The organism is Paenibacillus sepulcri (assembly GCF_042647105.1).
Taxonomy (GTDB): Bacteria; Bacillota; Bacilli; order Paenibacillales; family Paenibacillaceae; genus Paenibacillus_Z; species Paenibacillus_Z sepulcri.
Map to the genome: position 1 here is coordinate 2,394,599 of NZ_JBHRUP010000001.1, position 17,952 is coordinate 2,412,550.

Below are 17,952 nucleotides of genomic sequence, written 5' to 3' on the forward strand. Positions count from 1 at the left end.
CCTCTCCCATCCCTTGCACAGCTACAGCCGGCTGAGAAACCGGTTGACAATCACGCTTCGCATCAGAAGTCGGATATCCGGATCGAAGGCTTCGTCCGGCCTGGGGCTGTCGCCAATCTTGGCAAGCGCCGTCCGGATCGCATCCACATTCAAAAATTCCGCTGCAAGAGGACTGCCGCACAGCTGCTGAACCTCTTCCTTGAAAGGCTTCCATACCGGGATCATGCGGTGGACCCAATCCGCGCCCTGAACCCCCCGCACCCGCTGATTCAAGCGGACCTTATCCGGCAGAAGGCCTTTGGTCGCTCTGCGGATCAGCGCGCGGTCCATGCCGTTCTTGACATATTGGTCAATCGGCACCGACAGGCAGAAACGGACCACTCTCGGGTCGCAGGTCGGATCCTTCTCCCAGATTGAGTATTTCAGCGAAAGCTTGGTGCCTTTCGTCCCCCGCAAATTGGCAATCATCAGACTCTCCAGATGGCTTCGCCGCGCTTCATTGTAGTCTCTTTTCAGAAAACCGCTGAGCGCTTCATCATGCTCCAGGAGCCTATCCACCACTTTCGTTTGCCGGGCAAATTCGGGATTGATCATGCGGGGAAGCTCAGACTCTCCTGTGGCAACCGATTGTTCCGCCACGAAAGGCCTCGCCTGCTTCCCGATCAGACGCATCAGATAGGATCGCCCGATTCCCCTGCGCTGGCTGAACATATGCAGTTCCCGGTAGAACTGCAGCCATCGCATTCTTTTCAGCAGCATGGTGTAATACTGAATCGCAGGTCCCCAGGAGATGGTCTGGTTGCCTCTAGCCCCGGTCAGGAGCATTCGGACCCCCTGCTTCGCAGCAGATTCATAAATGCCTCTGATCCAGAAGGTGTTCTCGAAATATTTGTAGGGCATCTCGAGAAGCTCCAGCCAGTCGTCCACCTCCGAAATCGGACTTCTTCCGGGAAAATCCAGATAGTGGCTCTTAATATTTCCTACATGCTCCACCGTTGCCTGAATATATTCCCGCTCGTCTGCAACTCTGCCGCGAGTCGTCCAATCCTCAAAATCCGATACGGGCACGTAGCTGTACGTGTGCAAAGCTTTATTTTCCCTGGCGAGCGCGCTTGAAGCGAAGCTTGCGATCGTTCCCGAATCAAGGCCCCCGCTGAGCTTGGCGCCAACCTGGCCGTACGAGCGGATGCCCGATTGGATGGACGATTCGAACACTTCACGAAACGCTTCTTCGTATTCCTCATCCGATTTCAGGATAAGCGGCTCGGCGGGCATTACGCTTCCGTAACGCGACAGGGCAATCTGACCGTTCTTCACCGTAAGGGTATGGGCAGGCGGCAGCTGCCGGATTCCCTTATACAGGGTTGACGACGTGTCGGTTGATTCGATCATGACCGGAATGGACAGAAATTCGGCCAGCCACATCCGGTTCAATTCCTTCGACGTTCCCGGCAGCGTCTGCAGAGGGCCGATCGTCGTACAGAATGCGAACCGCTCCTGATTCTGATCAAAATAAAGCGTCCGGTTGCCGAATAAATCTCTTGCCCCGAACAGGAGCCGGTTCGCTTCATCCCAGATCATAAAGGTGAAATCGCCGATCAGATAGCCGGGAGCCTCCATTCCCCATTTGCGGTAAGCAAGCAAAATGAGATCGCTGTCGGTTAACAGCTCCTTATGGGAAATCCCGACGCGCAGCCTGCTGAGCAGCTCATTGCGGTTATCCAGAACAGCGTCCGCCGTTATCGCCAGCCTGCTCTCCGGATCATAGAAGGGCAAGCGTTCATGCACGGATTCGGGCGTCACCCACTGGGCAAGGCAGCCAAGCGAAACAGCGCCTTCCTGCCAAATACGCGTATCATCAGCGGGATAGCGCTCAAGCGATTCCATGAGATGATGAATCTCATCTGCCTTGAAATGATCATTATTGTGAGACACAATCCCAGCGATTGCACTCATCTTTTTTTACCGCCGATCAAATAGGTCGAGGCCAGATGAGACAATTGATTTCCGAATGGAATCATCGATTTCACCCGTTTTATCTTTTGCTTGGTTGCTTCCAGCTGGGATTGCAGACGTCTTTGCTCCAGATAGCTTTTTTCCAATCGCCTTTCCAGGGAACGAAGAGTAATTTGCAGCTGCAGCTGCTGCGAATTGACACTCTGCTGCAGCTCCGGCAGGGTCATTTCACTTGCAGCGCTGTCGGCGGCGTCCGTGTAATCGCTTCTCAGCTGATACCCGTCCGACCAGCTGCAGCCGGACGCGTCAATGAGCTGCTTCCTGCGCAGCTGAAGCAGTGCCGCATCAGGCTCCAGTTGAAATGTTGTACCGGTGATCCGCTGCGCTTCCTCCAGCTCCTCGGTATAGCCAAGATCGTGGAATATTTTCGCCCCGATCGCCCGGCAGTACATTTCAATTTCTTCTTTATCCAAAATTTCTTTCCAGCTGTGCAGGGAATCCAGATGCGGCTCATTATGATGAGTGACGAATGGATCGCCTACCCCCATGCTGTAATACAAATCCGATTTTGCCGTGTCCTGAAAATCGCCGTATTTCTCAAGGCCCTCTTCATACGACAAGCCGAGGAAGCTGCAAAGCTTTTGCAATTCCGCCTGCGGCCGCTTGACCATTTCTTCGTAACGCAGATGGTAGGCATATTTGCTTTTGACGGAGAAGTAATCCAAATATCGGAACAAACCCACAGTGATATCTGTCATTTTAATGTTGAAACCCGGATTCAGCAGATCTTCCTTCAGGTTGAAGCGGTCATTGACATGCTTATTCACTTTTTTATAGGAAGAGATAATGGACAATGGATTGCGGATCAGCCAGATCCTCTTGGATTGCGGGAATAACGAATCGATAAATTCAAGATTGTAATAATACCTTGGCGATTTATCGATCAGCATCTCTGCTCCGCTGCTTTGCAGCAATCCGTTATAGACTTGGAGAGAGAAAGCCCGGCTTGCATTCTCGAACGTCTGTTTCGGAAGAATGCCATGATAGAACTGCTTGATAATTCCATTGCCTCCATAGGGGCGATGCGCAGCCACCTGCAAATCGCTGAGTCCCATCAGGAACCACATCTCCTGGGTTGCAAATACCTTGCTGTGGTTTTGCAGCATCACGGTTGCCAGCGAGCTGCCGCTCCGGGGAGTACATAGTAAAAATATAAGATTATTACCACGATTGTTGATCAAGTTGATCCCCCCATAGAGCGTTTTGCTACTTAATGTTTCAATTATACACTAAATGATACATTTTGTAACTATGATTACAGCATAAATCCTCTTTTTACTAAAACTTTAGTCAAAAAGAAATTAAAAAACATTGGAATATTGCCGACGAACGGCAGCTATTAAAAAGACAGCTGCGGCGTTTGTTCTTTTACGCCGTTGTTCATGTTCGGCCGCCCTACAGAATAATAAACCAGCCCCGTATTCTCCAGTTCCTCTTCCGTATATATGTTGCGGCCGTCGATCAGGTTCGGCCTTGCGAGCCATGCCTGAATCTCTGTCGGCGAGATATTGCGGAACTCTTTCCATTCCGTCAGAACACATAGTGCATCGGCATTTTGAGCTGCGTCTTTGGCTGAATGGCAGTACTTCACCTTGGCGTGCTCAAGATTCTGCCGGAAATTATCTGTCGCGATCGGATCATACGCCTTGACAACCGCACCGCGCTGCAGCAGAGAAGTGATAATCTCAAATGCCGGCGAGTCTCTTACGTCGTCTGTCTCCGGCTTGAACGCGAGGCCCCATATGGCAATTGTCTTCCCGCTCAGATCATCCAGAATGGTTTCCAGTTTGCGGATGACATTAAACCGCTGGTCACGGTTCACCTCAACAACCGATTTCAACAATTTGAATTCATAGTCGACATGTCCGGCAATCTGGATCAGTGCCTGTGTATCTTTCGGGAAACAGGAGCCCCCGTAACCGATGCCCGCTTTCAGGAAAGAGGAGCCGATCCTTTTGTCATGTCCCATACCCTCGGCAACCAGCGTAACGTCGGCTCCGACCTTCTCGCAAATATTGGCGATCTCATTAATGAACGATATTTTGGTCGCCAGAAAGGCATTGGAGGCGTATTTAATCATTTCCGCGCTTCTGACATCCGTGAACAGGATTTGATCCGTCAGAGGCCTGTGCAGCTCCTCGATCATTTGACGCGCTTTATCGCTTGTTGTGCCAATAATAATGCGGTCCGGATTCATCGTATCCCGTACTGCCGATCCTTCTCTGAGAAATTCGGGTACGGATGCGATGGAGACCGGATGAAGCGAGAACTGTCTGAACTCATTTTCAATCTTTTCATTGGTGCCCACAGGTACCGTACTTTTGGTCATGATGACCTTGGGGCCGTTAATGGATAGCGCAATTTCCCTCGCCGCTCCCATAATATAAGTCAGATTGGCTTCCCCGTTTGGAAGCGATGGCGTACCGACCGCCAGAATGACGATATCGGCATGTTGTACCGCTGCGGTCAGATCTGTCGTGAAGCGCAGCCTTCCTGCTTCGGTATTCTTCTCGATCAGCTCCTTGAGTCCCGGCTCATAAATCGGAACTTCTCCCCGCTGCAGCAGTTCGATCTTCTCGCTCAATTTGTCCACGCATGTAACATCATTGCCCAAATCCGAGAAACACACACCAGATACAAGCCCAACATAACCGGTACCAATAACAGCCAGTTTCATCTTTAGCACTCTCCCACTTTGTACTGCTTCTCTTTTACATCACCAAGCCGCCTATAAAATTGCTTATATCCTGCACCGCATCCTGCGGAAATTCACTGCTTGCTTGCGATTCACCCTGCTGACCAATGTATGCCGGAACAGGCTCCTTTATATCCGCATGCTTTAACTGGCCCCATCCCATCAGACGGTAGGGGTGCCGGCCGTTCAATGCCTCAATCGTATTCCTGTCCTCGGCAAAGAGGCTGCGATCCAGCAAAATCAACGGTTTGTTCAGCATAACAGCCTCGCTTACCGTTCCCCAGCCGGGCTTGGTAATCACAATGTCCGACATGGCAACGTAATGCTGGGATTCCGTGTAACCCTCCGGTATCCGGATCACATTCGCACGGTCGACCGCCATATTGCTCGATACGATGAAACGGCAGCTCTCATCCTCCCACAGGGACAATTGGGAAAGATCATCGACCGTAATGCTCATTCCAAGTGCAAAGAAGACAATCATTCCGGAGCGGTCAGGCTGTATCTCCTTGCGGAGCCTGTCTAGTTCCTTATCGTCGGACCGGCGGCAAAAGAAATCCGTTCTGATTCCGCCATGGCGTCCCCAAGGGGGTTCATTCCCCGAGCCTGGCAGGGCGATAAAATAATCCATTTGCGAATATGCCTCGTATAGCGGTTCGAGGAGCGGTTCATTCAACATCTGTTTGTAAGCTGTAAACCAAGTAAAATTAGACAAGCCGACGGATCTTACGTTTACTAGATTTGCAGCCAACAAAGGGATTGGTGAAATATCCGAAATGACCAGGCTCACCTTATTTTGCCGGAGAAACATGCATTCCCTGTCCACTTCCTCAGGGAATGCAGCGATGTATTTCGTATATTGCAGCTTCAGCAGCTCAAGATCAGGTTCAATGGAGCCCGCCTTCAGGCAGTAGCCGAGGTCGCTGGCGGCAGAGCGGTATTCAATCTCCGCTTCGCGGCAGTCCTTCAACGATTCCTTTATAAATCCAAGCGATCGGGAAGAGCAGACAATCAGTCTGAGCCTCGTTTGCGACTGCTTCGCCAGCCTGCGGATAACGGCTATGCTGCGCGCGGCATGCCCATACCCATAATCAGAAATATAGTAACAAATTGTTATCATAAAAGCCATGGACCTTTCCTTACAGCTTGATGCAGTGCTCTGTCACTTCGTCCCATGTCGTGTAGATCTCAACCACCTGATTGACATCCTGCTCAACGCCGCTCTGCACCACGATAATTTCCAGCTCCGAGATGGCGCGGACACTATGCAGGGTCTTCATTGGGATGTGAAGCACGTTGCCCGCCTGAACCTGCATGAAATTGCCGTTCTGGACGAATTCACCCTCGCCCTTGACAATCGTCCATACTTCCTCCCTGTTGGAATGAAGCTGATAGCTCAGGTTCTTGCCCGACTTGATGCAGACTCGCTTGGTGAGCACACAGCGGCCGTTCTCGTATTTCTGGTCATCCAGAATGCGGTGCCAGCCCCACTGCCTTTCCTCGTACATCGGTCCTTGATCGTAATTGATGAAATCCTTAATGCGAGGACTTGCGCTCTTGTCCGTAACCAGAATGCCGTCCGGGCTGACAGCAACAACAACGTTGGACAAGCCGATAATGGATACAGGGATATCAATTTCATTGATCAGATGCGTATTCTCGCAGTCATGACTGATCGTGCCCCAGCCGATCTGATTGTTCTTCATCTCTTCCGTCAGTGTATTCCAGGTGCCCAGATCCTTCCAATATCCCTCATAAGGCAGGACGACGATATTGGCCGCTTTTTCCACCACTTCATAATCAAAGCTGATTTTCGACATCGTATTGTACTGCTTCGCCAGCTCCTCATAATGAATGGAATGCCCCCTCTGCTCCAGCAGTTGGATGACATAGCCAAGCTTGAAAGCAAACACGCCGCAGTTCCATAAGGCATGCTCCCTGATCAGCTCTTCCGCGTATTCCTCCGTAGGCTTCTCCAGGAAGCGGCTTACCGTGCGGTAGTCGGAAGTGTCCGTATCCTGCTCCTCAGGTATGATATAGCCGTATTTCGATGAGGGGTAGGTCGGCCGGACACCGATCAGCGCAAGATCGGCATCCGAAGAACGAAGCACCGTCTCCAACTGTTTCACGGATTCGAAGAAATGATTTTCGACAAAAGGATCGACAGGCAAAATCGCGATGACCTCATCCAGACTGACGCCCTGAAATGAATAAAGATACGTGGCAGCCAAGGCAATGGCGGCGAACGTATCTCTTCGTTCAGGCTCTATGATCAAAGGCACGTCAGAGCTGATCTGACTTTGCATCATTTCGATCTGCGATTTGCTGGTGGCGATATAACTGGAGTCTCCCAGGCCATTGGCCTTGATCTGGCTCCAGACCCTCTGGACCATGGATACCATTTGGTCATCGTCGTTTTCCAGCACCTTTAGAAATTGCTTCGACCTTGCATCATTGGATAAGGGCCATAAGCGTTTTCCGGAACCTCCGGACAACAGAACCAGTTTCATCCTAACACTTCCCTTCTTCCAGTACTGTTCAGGCAGTTTGCTTCTGCGGCTCATACTTATAGATCCGAATGTTGCGATCTCACATTTTCTTCAATTCGCCTGATTCGCCGAACACTACTGATGTCCGCTTGCTGTCCGCATCGGAAATGGTGGACTTCCTTTGATGTCCTTTCATCCGGCTTAATAAATGAAAGGTCAAATTTTGAATGATTTTACTTTTTCGCAGCAGAGCCAGCAGCATGATAGAGATAATATTGTTAACCGTCCATTTTTCTTTCACGCTTAGCTCATTAAAATAAGAAGACCCTTCTAAATCCTTTTGCGTTAATGAAATAATCGAAAGTCTCCAAAAAATTAATGAAAGTCTCTTCGTTCTTCCTCTGTATAAAGCACAATATACGCCGTGAGATTGAATAATATCTTTTTTTCCGTTCGACTGCTGATCAAAACATTGCCGCGCAATTTCCGCAAAATACATTTGCATGGAAATTTTACTGGAAGAGGCGCTGACGCCATCTGACAATGTATATCTTGTATATAAGACCTCGGGTACCACTGCAAAGTCTGTGTGTAAACTCATTCTTAGCCACAAATCATAATCCTGAGCGAATTTAAAATAATCCCGATATCCGCCTGATTTATCATAGACGCTTTTTCTAAACATCACTTCACCATGCAAAAATATGTTTTTATGGAGAAGTTGTTTTGAAATTCCTGCCTTTTCGTCGATGACGGGCTTGCTGATCATGAAACTGTTATTTACAACATTCTCATTTGCAACATGACATCCTACTACTCCAATTTCAGGCCTGTCTGTCAACACCTTAACCTGTTTCTCGATTCTTTCCGGTAATGAGATGTCTCCCGACCCGTGTATTGCGATGATATCATGTGAGGCACAACTAACCGCCTTCATAATAGACTTCACGAACCCTTGATTAGGATGTGAAATAATCTTCAGTCTCGAATCGGTGAAGGAATGCAATACTTCCAATGTGTTGTCTGTAGATCCATCATCAACAGCGATGATTTCAATGTCGGAATAGGTTTGATCCAACAGGCTCTGAATCGATGCTATAACATGCTCAGCCCTATTGTAGTAAATGGTAACGATCGATACCACTATTCAACACCTCGTTTAACATGGTTGGCCTGGAATCAGATGTTATTATTTGGAGGAAATGCCATTTTCACTTTTTACGTCGTAATACTGCAAATACCAATCAAGAAATTTATCTAAGCCTTCTTCAATTGAAGTTTGGGGTTTAAAGTCAATTTCTCTCACCAAGGCATCCACGTCCGCATAAGTCTCATGGACATCGCCAGGCTGCATCGGAAGATATTCCTTGTTTGCTGTTCTATTAAGCTTCTTCTCAATGACAGAAATAAAATGTTTCAATTCCACTGGATTATTGTTTCCTATATTATAAATCCTGTATGGGGCTGTGCTTGTGCTTGGATCAGGATTATCGCTGTTCCAATGCGGATTTGGTTCGGCCTTTTTGTCAATAAGCTTCACAATTCCATCGACAATATCATCAATATAGGTGAAGTCGCGTTTCATATTGCCGTGATTGAATACTTTTATTGTTTCGTTGTTTAAAATGGCTTTAGTGAAGGAGAAATACGCCATATCAGGCCTGCCCCACGGCCCGTATACCGTAAAGAAACGAAGGCCGGTTGTCGGCAATTTATACAAATGGCTGTAAGTGTGAGCCATAAGCTCATTCGCTTTTTTCGTTGCTGCATACAAACTTACAGGATGGTCTACGTTATGTGTTACAGAGAATGGCATTTGGGTGTTTGCACCGTATACCGAGCTTGAAGACGCATAGATCAGATGTTCAGCTTTATAATGCCTGCATGCTTCCAGGATGTTCATAAAACCCGTCAGGTTGGAATCGATATATGCCCTTGGGTTTGTGATACTGTAGCGGACTCCCGCTTGCGCCGCCAAATGCACCACCACCGAGACTTCATGCTGCTTGAAAATCTCCTCAATCTGCTCGTAGTTCTCCAGTTGGCACAAATAGAATTTGAACTGACTATGCTGCTTTAATAACTCCAGTCGGGAATGCTTCAGAGCAGGGTCGTAATAATCGTTGACACTGTCCAATCCAATAACTTCGCAGCCTTCACCCAACAGTTTGTTGGCCAGATGAAATCCGATAAAACCGGCTGCTCCGGTAACCAATATTTTAGCCATTCGTTCTACCCGCTTTCTTCGGCTGCTGTTACCTCTTCAGGTCGCTCCGCTTCATAATAAGCAAATCCTTGATTTTCACGCCGGTATTGCGCGAATAGATGACCAAGAACAAGAGACCTCCGATAACATAACTAATTGAAGATGCCATTGCTGTTCCGTTAATATTGTAAAGCGGAATGAAAATAAAATTTAAAACCACATTCAGGATTAACGGAAGAATATATGCTGCCAAGGCAAAAAGCGGTTTCCCACGTCCTGCAAGATCAGCATTCAGCACTTTAAAGAAAAACATAATAAAGATGCCTGGAAGAAGCAGCCTGATCACTTGCGCAGCATCGGCAAACTCTTTCCCGTACAGGATATTAACAATAACTGATGAAAATAAAGCAATAAATACACATACCGCCAAAGCCACAGGAAGGAGCATTCGCAGCAGTTTAGCCGCTCTGTTAATAGCCTCCTGTTCTGTTTTGCTGTTGGCGCTTTTGGCGAAGAGCACCATTCCGACCGCTGCAGGAAGCTGCCAGATCAATTCAGCCAGTACGGTTCCAACGGTAAAAATGCCAATGGATCTTACATCCGAGAATTGTTCCAGCATCATAATGTTTATTCGATAATTTAGCTGCAGTACGAACAGCGCTAAGGCATAGGCGATACCTTTCTTTATAAACTGAACAGGAAGTCCCTTAATATATCCGATCTGAAACGGCGCCAGTTTTCTGACCATCAGATAGGATTGAACTGCAATCATAAGGGCAAGCAAGAAATTCACAAGTGTTGCTCCTAGTATGTCAAGACGCAAAAGACCAACCAGAACAACAACAAATGTAATATTGAGCCCTGTATTCCACAGCTCCAAATTGTTAATGTTACCGATTCTGTCTTTTCCTTGCAGGATTCCATTCGTATATCTGGTGAACAGGGTAAACGGAACACTTAGCAAAGCAATCAACAACAGCGTCCCGCTGTACTTCCCATAATAAAACAAACCATAATATCCGGAAACAATCAACAAGGAAATAATCGACATAACGATCCATATCAAATATGTCGTTTTAATAATATCAGTGAACTCATGGGCCTTCTGTCCGACAAAGTAGGCCGTAGCCTGCCGGACGCCAAGTTCGGCGATCGTGAACATCAGCGTAGGCACCAGAAAAATGACGGTTACAACGCCTCTGCCCTCGGCGCCCAGAAATCTGGCAAGCAAAACAGAGATCAGAAATCCGCCGAAAAGCGTAACTCCCCTCGTCAGAACAGTAGTGATAATATCTTTTACCGTCTTTGACGATATGCGGCGCGCTGTTGCCAATTCAACCAATTTTATCAACTCTTTTTTCAATAATTTTAGCCGGTACGCCCACCGCTACCGCATTCGGGGGAACATCCTTGGTGACGACGGCATTAGCGCCGATTACAGCATTTCTCCCTATCGTTACATTGCCGATAATTTTTGCACCGGCATAGATCGTCACATGATCCTCAATGATCGGGTAGCTTCTGCTCAGCCCCGGCTTGCCGTGACTTCCCAGCGTGACCTGTTGAAAGATCGTAACATTGTCGCCGATCATCACATCCTCCCCGATCACAACGCCAGTAGGATGCGGCATCTTGAGATTTCTGCCGATCTTCGAGCGCTCGGAGATATGACAGTGGAACATGACTTTGCAAAAATAAGAAAAGATCAGCATCAACACCTTATGAAGCTTCGATTGATGCTGAAAGTAAGTGATATGTCTGTAAAGGAACAGCACTTGAAAATTTATAGAAAAGAAGAAAGTGATCAGCTTTGCCTTCCTGGATCCTGAATTCGCACAATCCTGCAAATCCTGCCTGACCCGGCTTCGGAGATCACGAAATGTATGTTTTCCGTTCACATGGATTCCTCGGTTCCGTATTAGGACTGTTGGCTCTCAATGTTCGCGCCCAGCTGCTGCAGCTTGCTCACAATGTTCTCATAGCCGCGTTCAATCTGGCTGACATTGCTGATCACCGTCGTGCCTTCGGACACCAGAGCCGTGAGGATGCAGGATGCGCCTCCCCGGAGATCAGTCGCCTTCACTTCCGCACCCTTAAGCGGACGGCCGCCTTCAACGATTGCCGTATTTCCGAAGGAGTGTACGCTTCCTCCGAATTTCTTCAGCTCGTCGATATATTTGAAGCGCTCCGTGAACCGCAGATCGGTGATGGTGCTTTTCCCGTCTACCACGAATGCGAGGGCCGCGAAGATCGGCTGCATATCGGAATTGATTCCCGGATAAGGGGCCGTGAACAAATCGAACGAGCGCTTCGCTTTCTTGCCGGAAGCATATACCGAGCCGCCCCACTCGAATACGTCAATGCCGATTTCCTTCAGGAGCCTGGCGTCTTCTTTGATGAAATCCAGCGAGAAGTCGGGAATGCAGATTTCGCCTCCCGTCATCGTCGAAGCGATGATGTAGGTGACCGCCTCATCCCAGCCGGGCATGACCGAATAGCGGATACCGCCTTTGATGGATTTGGCGCCTTTGATCTGAACGACCCGGTTGGAGCATTCCACATCCGCCCCCATCAGGTTGAGCAGCTTGGCAAGCTCCATAATTTCTGGCCGCGTGTTGGCATTGAGAATGGTTGTTTCGCCATCTGCGATAGCGGCAGCGATCATGATATTCTCCGTCCCCGAAGTCGTTGGCAGGTAGAATTCAATTTCAGCCCCGATATTCCCTGATGAGGCGATATGGATTCCCTCATCCGTTTCCTCCACGGCGGAGCCAAGCTTGCTGAGCCCCAGAAGATGCAGATCATATTTGCGGTCACCGATTTTGCAGCCGCCCGGCATCGGCAGAAGCAGTTCGGACTTCAGCGCCGACGCCAGCCCGAGAAGCAGCAGCGAGTAACGGATTTCGCTTGCGATGGGGTTAATGCTGCCGCTTGGAAAGGCGCCTCTCGCACATGATACCGTTGTGCCGTCGACTTGAATCTCCGCCCCGGCTTCCTTGAGAACCTGAATCAAAATCTTCACGTCCCGCAGCTCTACCGGCACGTTGTCCAGTATGGTAGGCTCTTCGCCCAGGCAAGCCGCTGCGATCATCGGAAGCGCCGCATTCTTGGCACCCGACAGCTTTACCGTTCCCGACAGCACATTCCCTCCTGTCACTGCAAAGGTTTTGGTTTGAGTCATTGTCGTTATCATGTCTGAACACTCCCTATCCAAGGTTTTTTTTATATAGGCAAACCATTAAAACACGACTATTACATGTTCAATAACGGACTTTTTGTCAAGCGCTATTACATCGACAGAAGCAGCTTCCTGTATTTCTCCAACGACAGATCCCTTCGCAAATGCTGCTCCAGGTAGGCTCTGCCGCGTGCGCCGGTCGCTTCCAGCTCGCGCCGGTCGAGATGATACAGGACATTCAGCTGCCTGATCGTTTCCTCGTAATCCTGCGGCTCGGCCACGACGCCGCAGCCGCTTTTTTCAATCAGCCGGTGAGCCTCGCTGCCGCTCTCCAGAACGCCCAGCACGGATTTCCCAGCAGCCATGACGCCATAGATTTTACTTGGAACGGATACGCCTTTTATTCCCTTTTGATTCACGACCATATGAACGTCAGCTGCGTTAAGCGAATATTTCAGATTTTCTATCGGCTGATAGGGGAGAAAATAGACCTGCTCCAGGCTGTTCTCCTGCACGAACTGCTGCATCTGCTTCTTGACTGCCCCTTCACCGATAAAGACAAAAACAAGATCCTTCTTGTCCTTGAACTCCTTGGTGATCTTGATCACATTCTCCAGGTCGTAATAGAGGCCCAAATTTCCCGAATACATCACAATAAACTTATCCTGCCAGCCGTTCTCCGCAATAAACTCGGCGACCTTGGGATGCTTCTTGGACAGCGGGATAATTTCCTGTTCGTTCGTCCAGTTGTTGATCACTGTATTCTCTGTGACCTTCTGGTCGGCGAAACGCCTCATCAGCGTCTCCTGCATATCCTGGCCTACAGTAATGATGTGATCCGCATATTTGCAATTCAGCGTATCCATCCACCTTGCCGCCTTGAACAGCTGCTTGCTCTTGGAGAATCCTACTGCCTCGGCCTGTTCAGGATTGAAATCCTGAATGTTATAAATATGCTTCGCTCTTTTGAAAAACTTCCCAAGCGATCCAATCAACCCGCCCAGTATCGGCGGCTGGGAGATGGTATAAATAAAATCAAGATTCTTCTGGCGCAGAACCAGAATATTGGCATAAAAAAAGTAGGTTGTAATAAAGCGCAGCCTACTTAACTTGTTTTGTTTATCAACCTTGGGGAGCTTGATCCGAATGATGCTGATATTCTCCAGCTTGTCATGGGTGATCCGCTTGCTTTCCTCATTCTTCTCCCCCGCGTACCCGGGCTGCGCGGCAATAACGGTTATATTGAAGTCATGCTGGATGTGCAGGCATAATTCCGTCAGCAGTTGACCGGTTGAAGCGTAATCCGGATAGAAATAATTAATGACAAACACAATATTACGCTTCATGCCATAACCTCTTTCATTATTCGTTCTTTCAAGTATTTCGCAGGGTACCCGACATGAATCTCGCCTGCCGGTATATCCTTCATCACCGTGCTCCGCGCTCCCGCCACGCCGAGCTCATAGACCGTTACGCCGGGGCAAACGAACACATCGCTCGCAATCCATGCTCCATCCTTGATCACAATGGGCTTTACGATCAGTCCGAAAGCAGGATCATTAAGCTTATGGCTCCCGGTGCACAAGTACGAATGCTGCGAGATCACGCAGTTGCTGCCGACGATGATCTCGTCAAGGCTGTAGAACTCGACGTCATCGCCGATCCAGGAATGATCGCCAATGCTCACTTTCCAGGGATAGGTGAATTTGGCCGTCGGCCTGACTCTTACGTCGACGCCAATCTTCGCTCCGAACAAACGCAAGAGGCGGTTTCTGAACCCGTACATATTGTGCAGCGAGAATCTGAACACCGTGCCCTGCACGAACCACCATAGAAGCACAACAACGCCGCTGCGTCCCCGTGAATACCACGATTGATCATATTTTGACAAGTCCACATTCATCGGTTCAGACCTCATCCATTATGACTTCCAGCCGGTTGATGTAATCAATTTCCTTAAAGTTCTTCAGCGTCTTGCTTCTGTTCTCGCGGGCAAAAGCAGTAAGCTGGCTCCGGTCCGCAAGCAGGCCGGTTATAGCGGAAGCAAGCGCGTCGGGATTTTGCGGTTGTACCAGAAAACCATTATGGGAAGTTACGATATCAGGAATGCCTGCATGCTTGGTCGAAATAATGGTCAGTCCGTTTCCCATCGCCTCGATAATGGAAATCGGCTGCCCCTCGTTCGGGTAATAAGTAGGTAGTGCAAACACGTCACATCGAGCGAGCAGTTCTTTCTTGCTTTCCCCTGCCACGATTCCGTAATATCGAACCGAATTTTCTAATTGATGGTGTTTTACAAAATCAAAGAATTCCTTCTCATCCTGTGCGTTATAAAATTTTCCGGCAAAATGAAAATGGACCGGATTGTCCTTGAGCTGCCTGGCTGCAAGCAGCAAATCGAAATATCCCTTGCTCTTGATAAAATTGCTCAAATAAAGGACGTCCAGCTGCTCTTTGCCTGCTGACAGCTGATTCAGCTTAGCTTCAAACTCCGTCTCGCTCAGCAAAACATCATCCTCAATGCAATTCTCGCAAACCCTGATCTGCTCCGGACTAAGCAGCCCTGCGAACAAATCCCGGAGACCGTCGCTCAGAACGATCATAATATCGATCCGCGACAGCAGTTTCCGGTTCATCATTCTCTGAACGGGGTTGAACTGCTTGTACAGCTCCTTGTAGTAGCCGCCGTGGTAATGGATAACCACTCTTTTCTTCTTGCGCAGCAGCCGCCATAATATGAACATATCGCGAAGATTGCCCATCTTAGTTTGGGAGATGGTGAAATAATAAATATCAACATCGATGCTCTCCACCTTGTTGATATGCGCTGCGATTTTTTTATTATCCTTGATATCAACATACGAGAGATCATACTTCTCATTGAACAGCTTGGAATTAATAATGGTTTGCAGCGCCTTGGACAACCCATGCACCGGCGGTGGAAGCTGGCCAACCAAGCAAATTCTTTTCATCATTTTCACCCTGCATCATCTTAAAATTAATTAAGGGCCTGCGTGAATGCTCCACTGCAAGCCCTTAACGGTCCGCACGACTTGCTAATTTAGGAGGAAGCCCGATAACACTCTTGCTGGTTTTCCCCACTATGGTGTGAAGCTGATTAAAGCAAAAGAAAAACACGACTCCGTAGGATGTAAGCTTGAACAGTGTTATGGGATCATAGGCGAACCATCTTGGAATGGTGCAAAGAACCATCACGAGATAAAATTGCAGATACTGATTTTTGGCCCGATACACCCGGTTGAATAGGATAGCCAGAAAGATAGCAATCAGAATCGTTCCGGCGTAGGAAAGCCACACATAAAAATACGTGCTGATTAGCCCGCCTCCGCCGGATTGGGCATACTGTGCGGAAAGTGATGATAAATTCGCCCCGCCCGTTGCAAACTTTGAAGGTAAAAATATACGCTCGATGAAACCAATAAAGGAACGCGAACGAACCATGTCACTGAACACCTGTTCTTTGATTAACCCAATATAAACGGCGGAATTGTAAAACACATCACCTTGATTACTTTGTAAAAATCTCGATCCATCCTGACCTGTTTTAAACAAGGAGATCGTTCCTGTACTCACCCGGATATCAGCGAATATGGTCATGACCAAATAGCCGACTATTGAACCCAGGGAAAAGAACAGATTGGATATTTTCTTGTGATCGACATACAAAATAAATAAGAGAAGAAGCATCTGAAGGGACTCGATCCGTCCCTCCGCAACCGTATTTTTGACAATGAACAGAATGGACAGAACAATGATCAACAGGTTCCTTGCCTTGATTTTTCCAGAAAATAAATAAGCCAAGGCAGTGAAAATAAGAAAATACTCATTAATAGCAAGACCTTGAGTCAATTGAAATCCTTGTCCCTCAACCAGGCGATGTCCTGTTTGACCGATAATGAGAATAACAGACATTGCAAATACTCCAAGACCATAAACAATGGCATTGTCTTTGTTTGGAAGCCGGTTAATAAATATTTCTTTGTTTTTGTTGATATCTTTTTTTAGAAACAAGTATAAGACCAGCAGGAACAGCACATGCAGGAACATGGCGAATTCGAATATATCCTCCTTCTGAAACCGTTCATAGAAGGTGATATTAATGCCGAATGAAAAATAAGGCAGCAGATTCAACGTATAGGTGAGAATAAACAAAAACATAATTTGCAGAATTTTGCTGTTTCTCACCCGGTAAATTAAAGCTATATTTACGAGAATTCCATAATAAAGAAAGATTTCCGCCGATTTAAAGTAATACCAGGCGCTTAAGCAGATGACGCCTATCCCGAATATGAAATATTTCGTGATGAAGTCCTTGCTTATTGCTTGGGCCTTTAGATCCATTGAAGTGCTTTCCCTTGGCTTTGTATGGCTTCCATTCGCTTCAGGTCCGATTGAACCATCATCTTCACCAGTTCTTCAAAGCTTACTTTCAATTCCCAGCCCAGCTCTTCCTTGGCTTTGGTGCAATCGCCAAGCAGCAGATCCACTTCCGCCGGACGCATAAACTGCTCATCCATGACCACATAATCTCTCCAATTAAGACCGACGGAAGAGAAAGCAATCTCGACGAATTCCTGCACCGTATGGGTTTCTCCAGTTGAGATCACATAATCATCCGGGGTGTCCTGCTGCAGCATCAGCCACATCGCGGCGACATAGTCGCCAGCAAATCCCCAATCCCGCTGTGCGTCCAGATTTCCCAGCCTCAGCTCGTTGGCAAGACCAAGCTTGATTCTGGCCACGCCGTCAGTTACTTTTCTCGTCACAAACTCCAGCCCTCGTCTGGGCGACTCATGATTGAACAAAATGCCGGAGCAAGCGAACATATTATAGCTTTCACGGTAGTTCACCGTAATCCAGTGGCCGTATAACTTTGCTACGCCGTAAGGGCTGCGCGGATAGAAAGGCGTGCTTTCCTTCTGCGGAGTCTCGACCACCTTGCCGAACATCTCACTGCTGGAAGCCTGATAGAATTTGGCCATCGGCTTCATAATACGAACCGCTTCAAGCATATTCGTGACTGCAATAGCCGTCATCTGGCCCGTTGCGATAGGCTGCGGCCAAGAGGCTGCCACGAAGGATTGTGCGGCAAGATTATAGACCTCATCCGGATCCGAGACCCTGACCGCTTCAATAAGCGAAGCCAGATCGTTCAAATCTCCCGAAACCCAGTTGATTTGATCCTTGATATGGATAACATTCTCATAGTTAGGCGTGCTTGTGCGTCTGCGCATGCCGTATACCTGATAGCCTTTTGATAGTAACAATTCAGCCAAATAGGAACCATCCTGACCGGTTACGCCGGTGATCAATGCTCTTTTCATAATATTCCTCCATTTAATCGGAT

The 17,952-nt window shown here is 48.1% G+C and carries 15 protein-coding genes; all 15 read right to left on the reverse strand.

All coding sequences use genetic code 11. The features are described 5' to 3' along the window. Window positions 1-21: 21 nt before the first annotated feature. Window positions 22-1,956 (reverse strand): asparagine synthase-related protein, encoded by a 1,935-nt coding sequence (locus tag ACFOLF_RS10615; protein ID WP_210038269.1) that lies wholly within the window; start codon window positions 1,954-1,956, stop codon window positions 22-24. Next, a complete protein-coding gene (locus tag ACFOLF_RS10620) occupies window positions 1,953-3,197 on the reverse strand; it encodes a sulfotransferase family protein (RefSeq protein WP_210038268.1) in 1,245 nt (414 codons plus the stop codon). The genes ACFOLF_RS10615 and ACFOLF_RS10620 overlap by 4 nt, the downstream gene beginning before the upstream one ends. Before the next feature lie 158 nt (window positions 3,198-3,355). Continuing rightward, a complete protein-coding gene (locus tag ACFOLF_RS10625) occupies window positions 3,356-4,693 on the reverse strand; it encodes a UDP-glucose dehydrogenase family protein (RefSeq protein WP_210038267.1) in 1,338 nt (445 codons plus the stop codon). A 34-nt stretch (window positions 4,694-4,727) separates the two neighbouring features. Then, window positions 4,728-5,840, reverse strand: a complete 1,113-nt coding sequence (locus ACFOLF_RS10630) for a hypothetical protein (RefSeq protein ID WP_210038266.1) — start codon at window positions 5,838-5,840, stop codon at window positions 4,728-4,730. A gap of 10 nt (window positions 5,841-5,850) precedes the next feature. Next, window positions 5,851-7,221: a sugar phosphate nucleotidyltransferase gene (locus ACFOLF_RS10635; RefSeq protein WP_210038265.1), complete on the reverse strand. Its 1,371-nt coding sequence runs from the start codon at window positions 7,219-7,221 to the stop codon at window positions 5,851-5,853. Between the two features lie 79 nt (window positions 7,222-7,300). Then, window positions 7,301-8,344, reverse strand: coding sequence for a glycosyltransferase (locus ACFOLF_RS10640; RefSeq protein WP_210038264.1), 1,044 nt, complete (start codon window positions 8,342-8,344; stop codon window positions 7,301-7,303). 45 nt (window positions 8,345-8,389) lie between these two features. Continuing rightward, window positions 8,390-9,427 (reverse strand): NAD-dependent epimerase, encoded by a 1,038-nt coding sequence (locus ACFOLF_RS10645; protein WP_210038263.1) that lies wholly within the window; start codon window positions 9,425-9,427, stop codon window positions 8,390-8,392. Window positions 9,428-9,455: 28 nt separating this feature from the next. Further along, a complete protein-coding gene (locus tag ACFOLF_RS10650; RefSeq protein WP_379219444.1) occupies window positions 9,456-10,769 on the reverse strand; it encodes an oligosaccharide flippase family protein in 1,314 nt (437 codons plus the stop codon). Continuing rightward, a complete protein-coding gene (locus ACFOLF_RS10655; protein ID WP_379113932.1) occupies window positions 10,741-11,037 on the reverse strand; it encodes a serine O-acetyltransferase in 297 nt (98 codons plus the stop codon). Before ACFOLF_RS10655 ends, ACFOLF_RS10650 begins: the two co-directional genes overlap by 29 nt. A gap of 287 nt (window positions 11,038-11,324) precedes the next feature. Continuing rightward, window positions 11,325-12,599 (reverse strand): UDP-N-acetylglucosamine 1-carboxyvinyltransferase, encoded by a 1,275-nt coding sequence (locus ACFOLF_RS10660; RefSeq protein ID WP_210038260.1) that lies wholly within the window; start codon window positions 12,597-12,599, stop codon window positions 11,325-11,327. Window positions 12,600-12,694: 95 nt separating this feature from the next. Further along, on the reverse strand, window positions 12,695-13,930 hold the full coding sequence (locus tag ACFOLF_RS10665; protein WP_210038259.1) for a glycosyltransferase family 4 protein: 1,236 nt from the start codon (window positions 13,928-13,930) through the stop codon (window positions 12,695-12,697). Next, on the reverse strand, window positions 13,927-14,487 hold the full coding sequence (locus ACFOLF_RS10670; RefSeq protein ID WP_210038258.1) for a putative colanic acid biosynthesis acetyltransferase: 561 nt from the start codon (window positions 14,485-14,487) through the stop codon (window positions 13,927-13,929). Before ACFOLF_RS10670 ends, ACFOLF_RS10665 begins: the two co-directional genes overlap by 4 nt. Before the next feature lie 4 nt (window positions 14,488-14,491). Further along, window positions 14,492-15,559 carry a glycosyltransferase family 4 protein gene (locus tag ACFOLF_RS10675; RefSeq protein WP_210038257.1) on the reverse strand — a complete coding sequence of 356 codons (1,068 nt, stop codon included), beginning with the start codon at window positions 15,557-15,559 and terminating at the stop codon, window positions 14,492-14,494. Between the two features lie 61 nt (window positions 15,560-15,620). Continuing rightward, complete coding sequence (locus ACFOLF_RS10680) at window positions 15,621-16,946, reverse strand: hypothetical protein (RefSeq protein ID WP_210038256.1); 1,326 nt, start codon at window positions 16,944-16,946, stop codon at window positions 15,621-15,623. Next, window positions 16,937-17,929, reverse strand: coding sequence for a GDP-mannose 4,6-dehydratase (gene gmd, locus ACFOLF_RS10685; protein WP_210038255.1), 993 nt, complete (start codon window positions 17,927-17,929; stop codon window positions 16,937-16,939). Before gmd ends, ACFOLF_RS10680 begins: the two co-directional genes overlap by 10 nt. Window positions 17,930-17,952 lie beyond the last annotated feature (23 nt).

Coding starts and splice junctions, on each gene's coding strand:
- ACFOLF_RS10615 (WP_210038269.1), bottom strand. CDS start 1,956: ATGAGTGCAATCGCTGGGATTGTGTCTCACAATAATGATCATTTCAAG.
- ACFOLF_RS10625 (WP_210038267.1), bottom strand. CDS start 4,693: ATGAAACTGGCTGTTATTGGTACCGGTTATGTTGGGCTTGTATCTGGT.
- ACFOLF_RS10630 (WP_210038266.1), bottom strand. CDS start 5,840: ATGGCTTTTATGATAACAATTTGTTACTATATTTCTGATTATGGGTAT.
- ACFOLF_RS10635 (WP_210038265.1), bottom strand. CDS start 7,221: ATGAAACTGGTTCTGTTGTCCGGAGGTTCCGGAAAACGCTTATGGCCC.
- ACFOLF_RS10645 (WP_210038263.1), bottom strand. CDS start 9,427: ATGGCTAAAATATTGGTTACCGGAGCAGCCGGTTTTATCGGATTTCAT.
- ACFOLF_RS10655 (WP_379113932.1), bottom strand. CDS start 11,037: ATGCCGCATCCTACTGGCGTTGTGATCGGGGAGGATGTGATGATCGGC.
- ACFOLF_RS10660 (WP_210038260.1), bottom strand. CDS start 12,599: ATGATAACGACAATGACTCAAACCAAAACCTTTGCAGTGACAGGAGGG.
- ACFOLF_RS10665 (WP_210038259.1), bottom strand. CDS start 13,930: ATGAAGCGTAATATTGTGTTTGTCATTAATTATTTCTATCCGGATTAC.
- ACFOLF_RS10670 (WP_210038258.1), bottom strand. CDS start 14,487: ATGAATGTGGACTTGTCAAAATATGATCAATCGTGGTATTCACGGGGA.
- ACFOLF_RS10675 (WP_210038257.1), bottom strand. CDS start 15,559: ATGATGAAAAGAATTTGCTTGGTTGGCCAGCTTCCACCGCCGGTGCAT.
- ACFOLF_RS10680 (WP_210038256.1), bottom strand. CDS start 16,946: ATGGATCTAAAGGCCCAAGCAATAAGCAAGGACTTCATCACGAAATAT.
- gmd (WP_210038255.1), bottom strand. CDS start 17,929: ATGAAAAGAGCATTGATCACCGGCGTAACCGGTCAGGATGGTTCCTAT.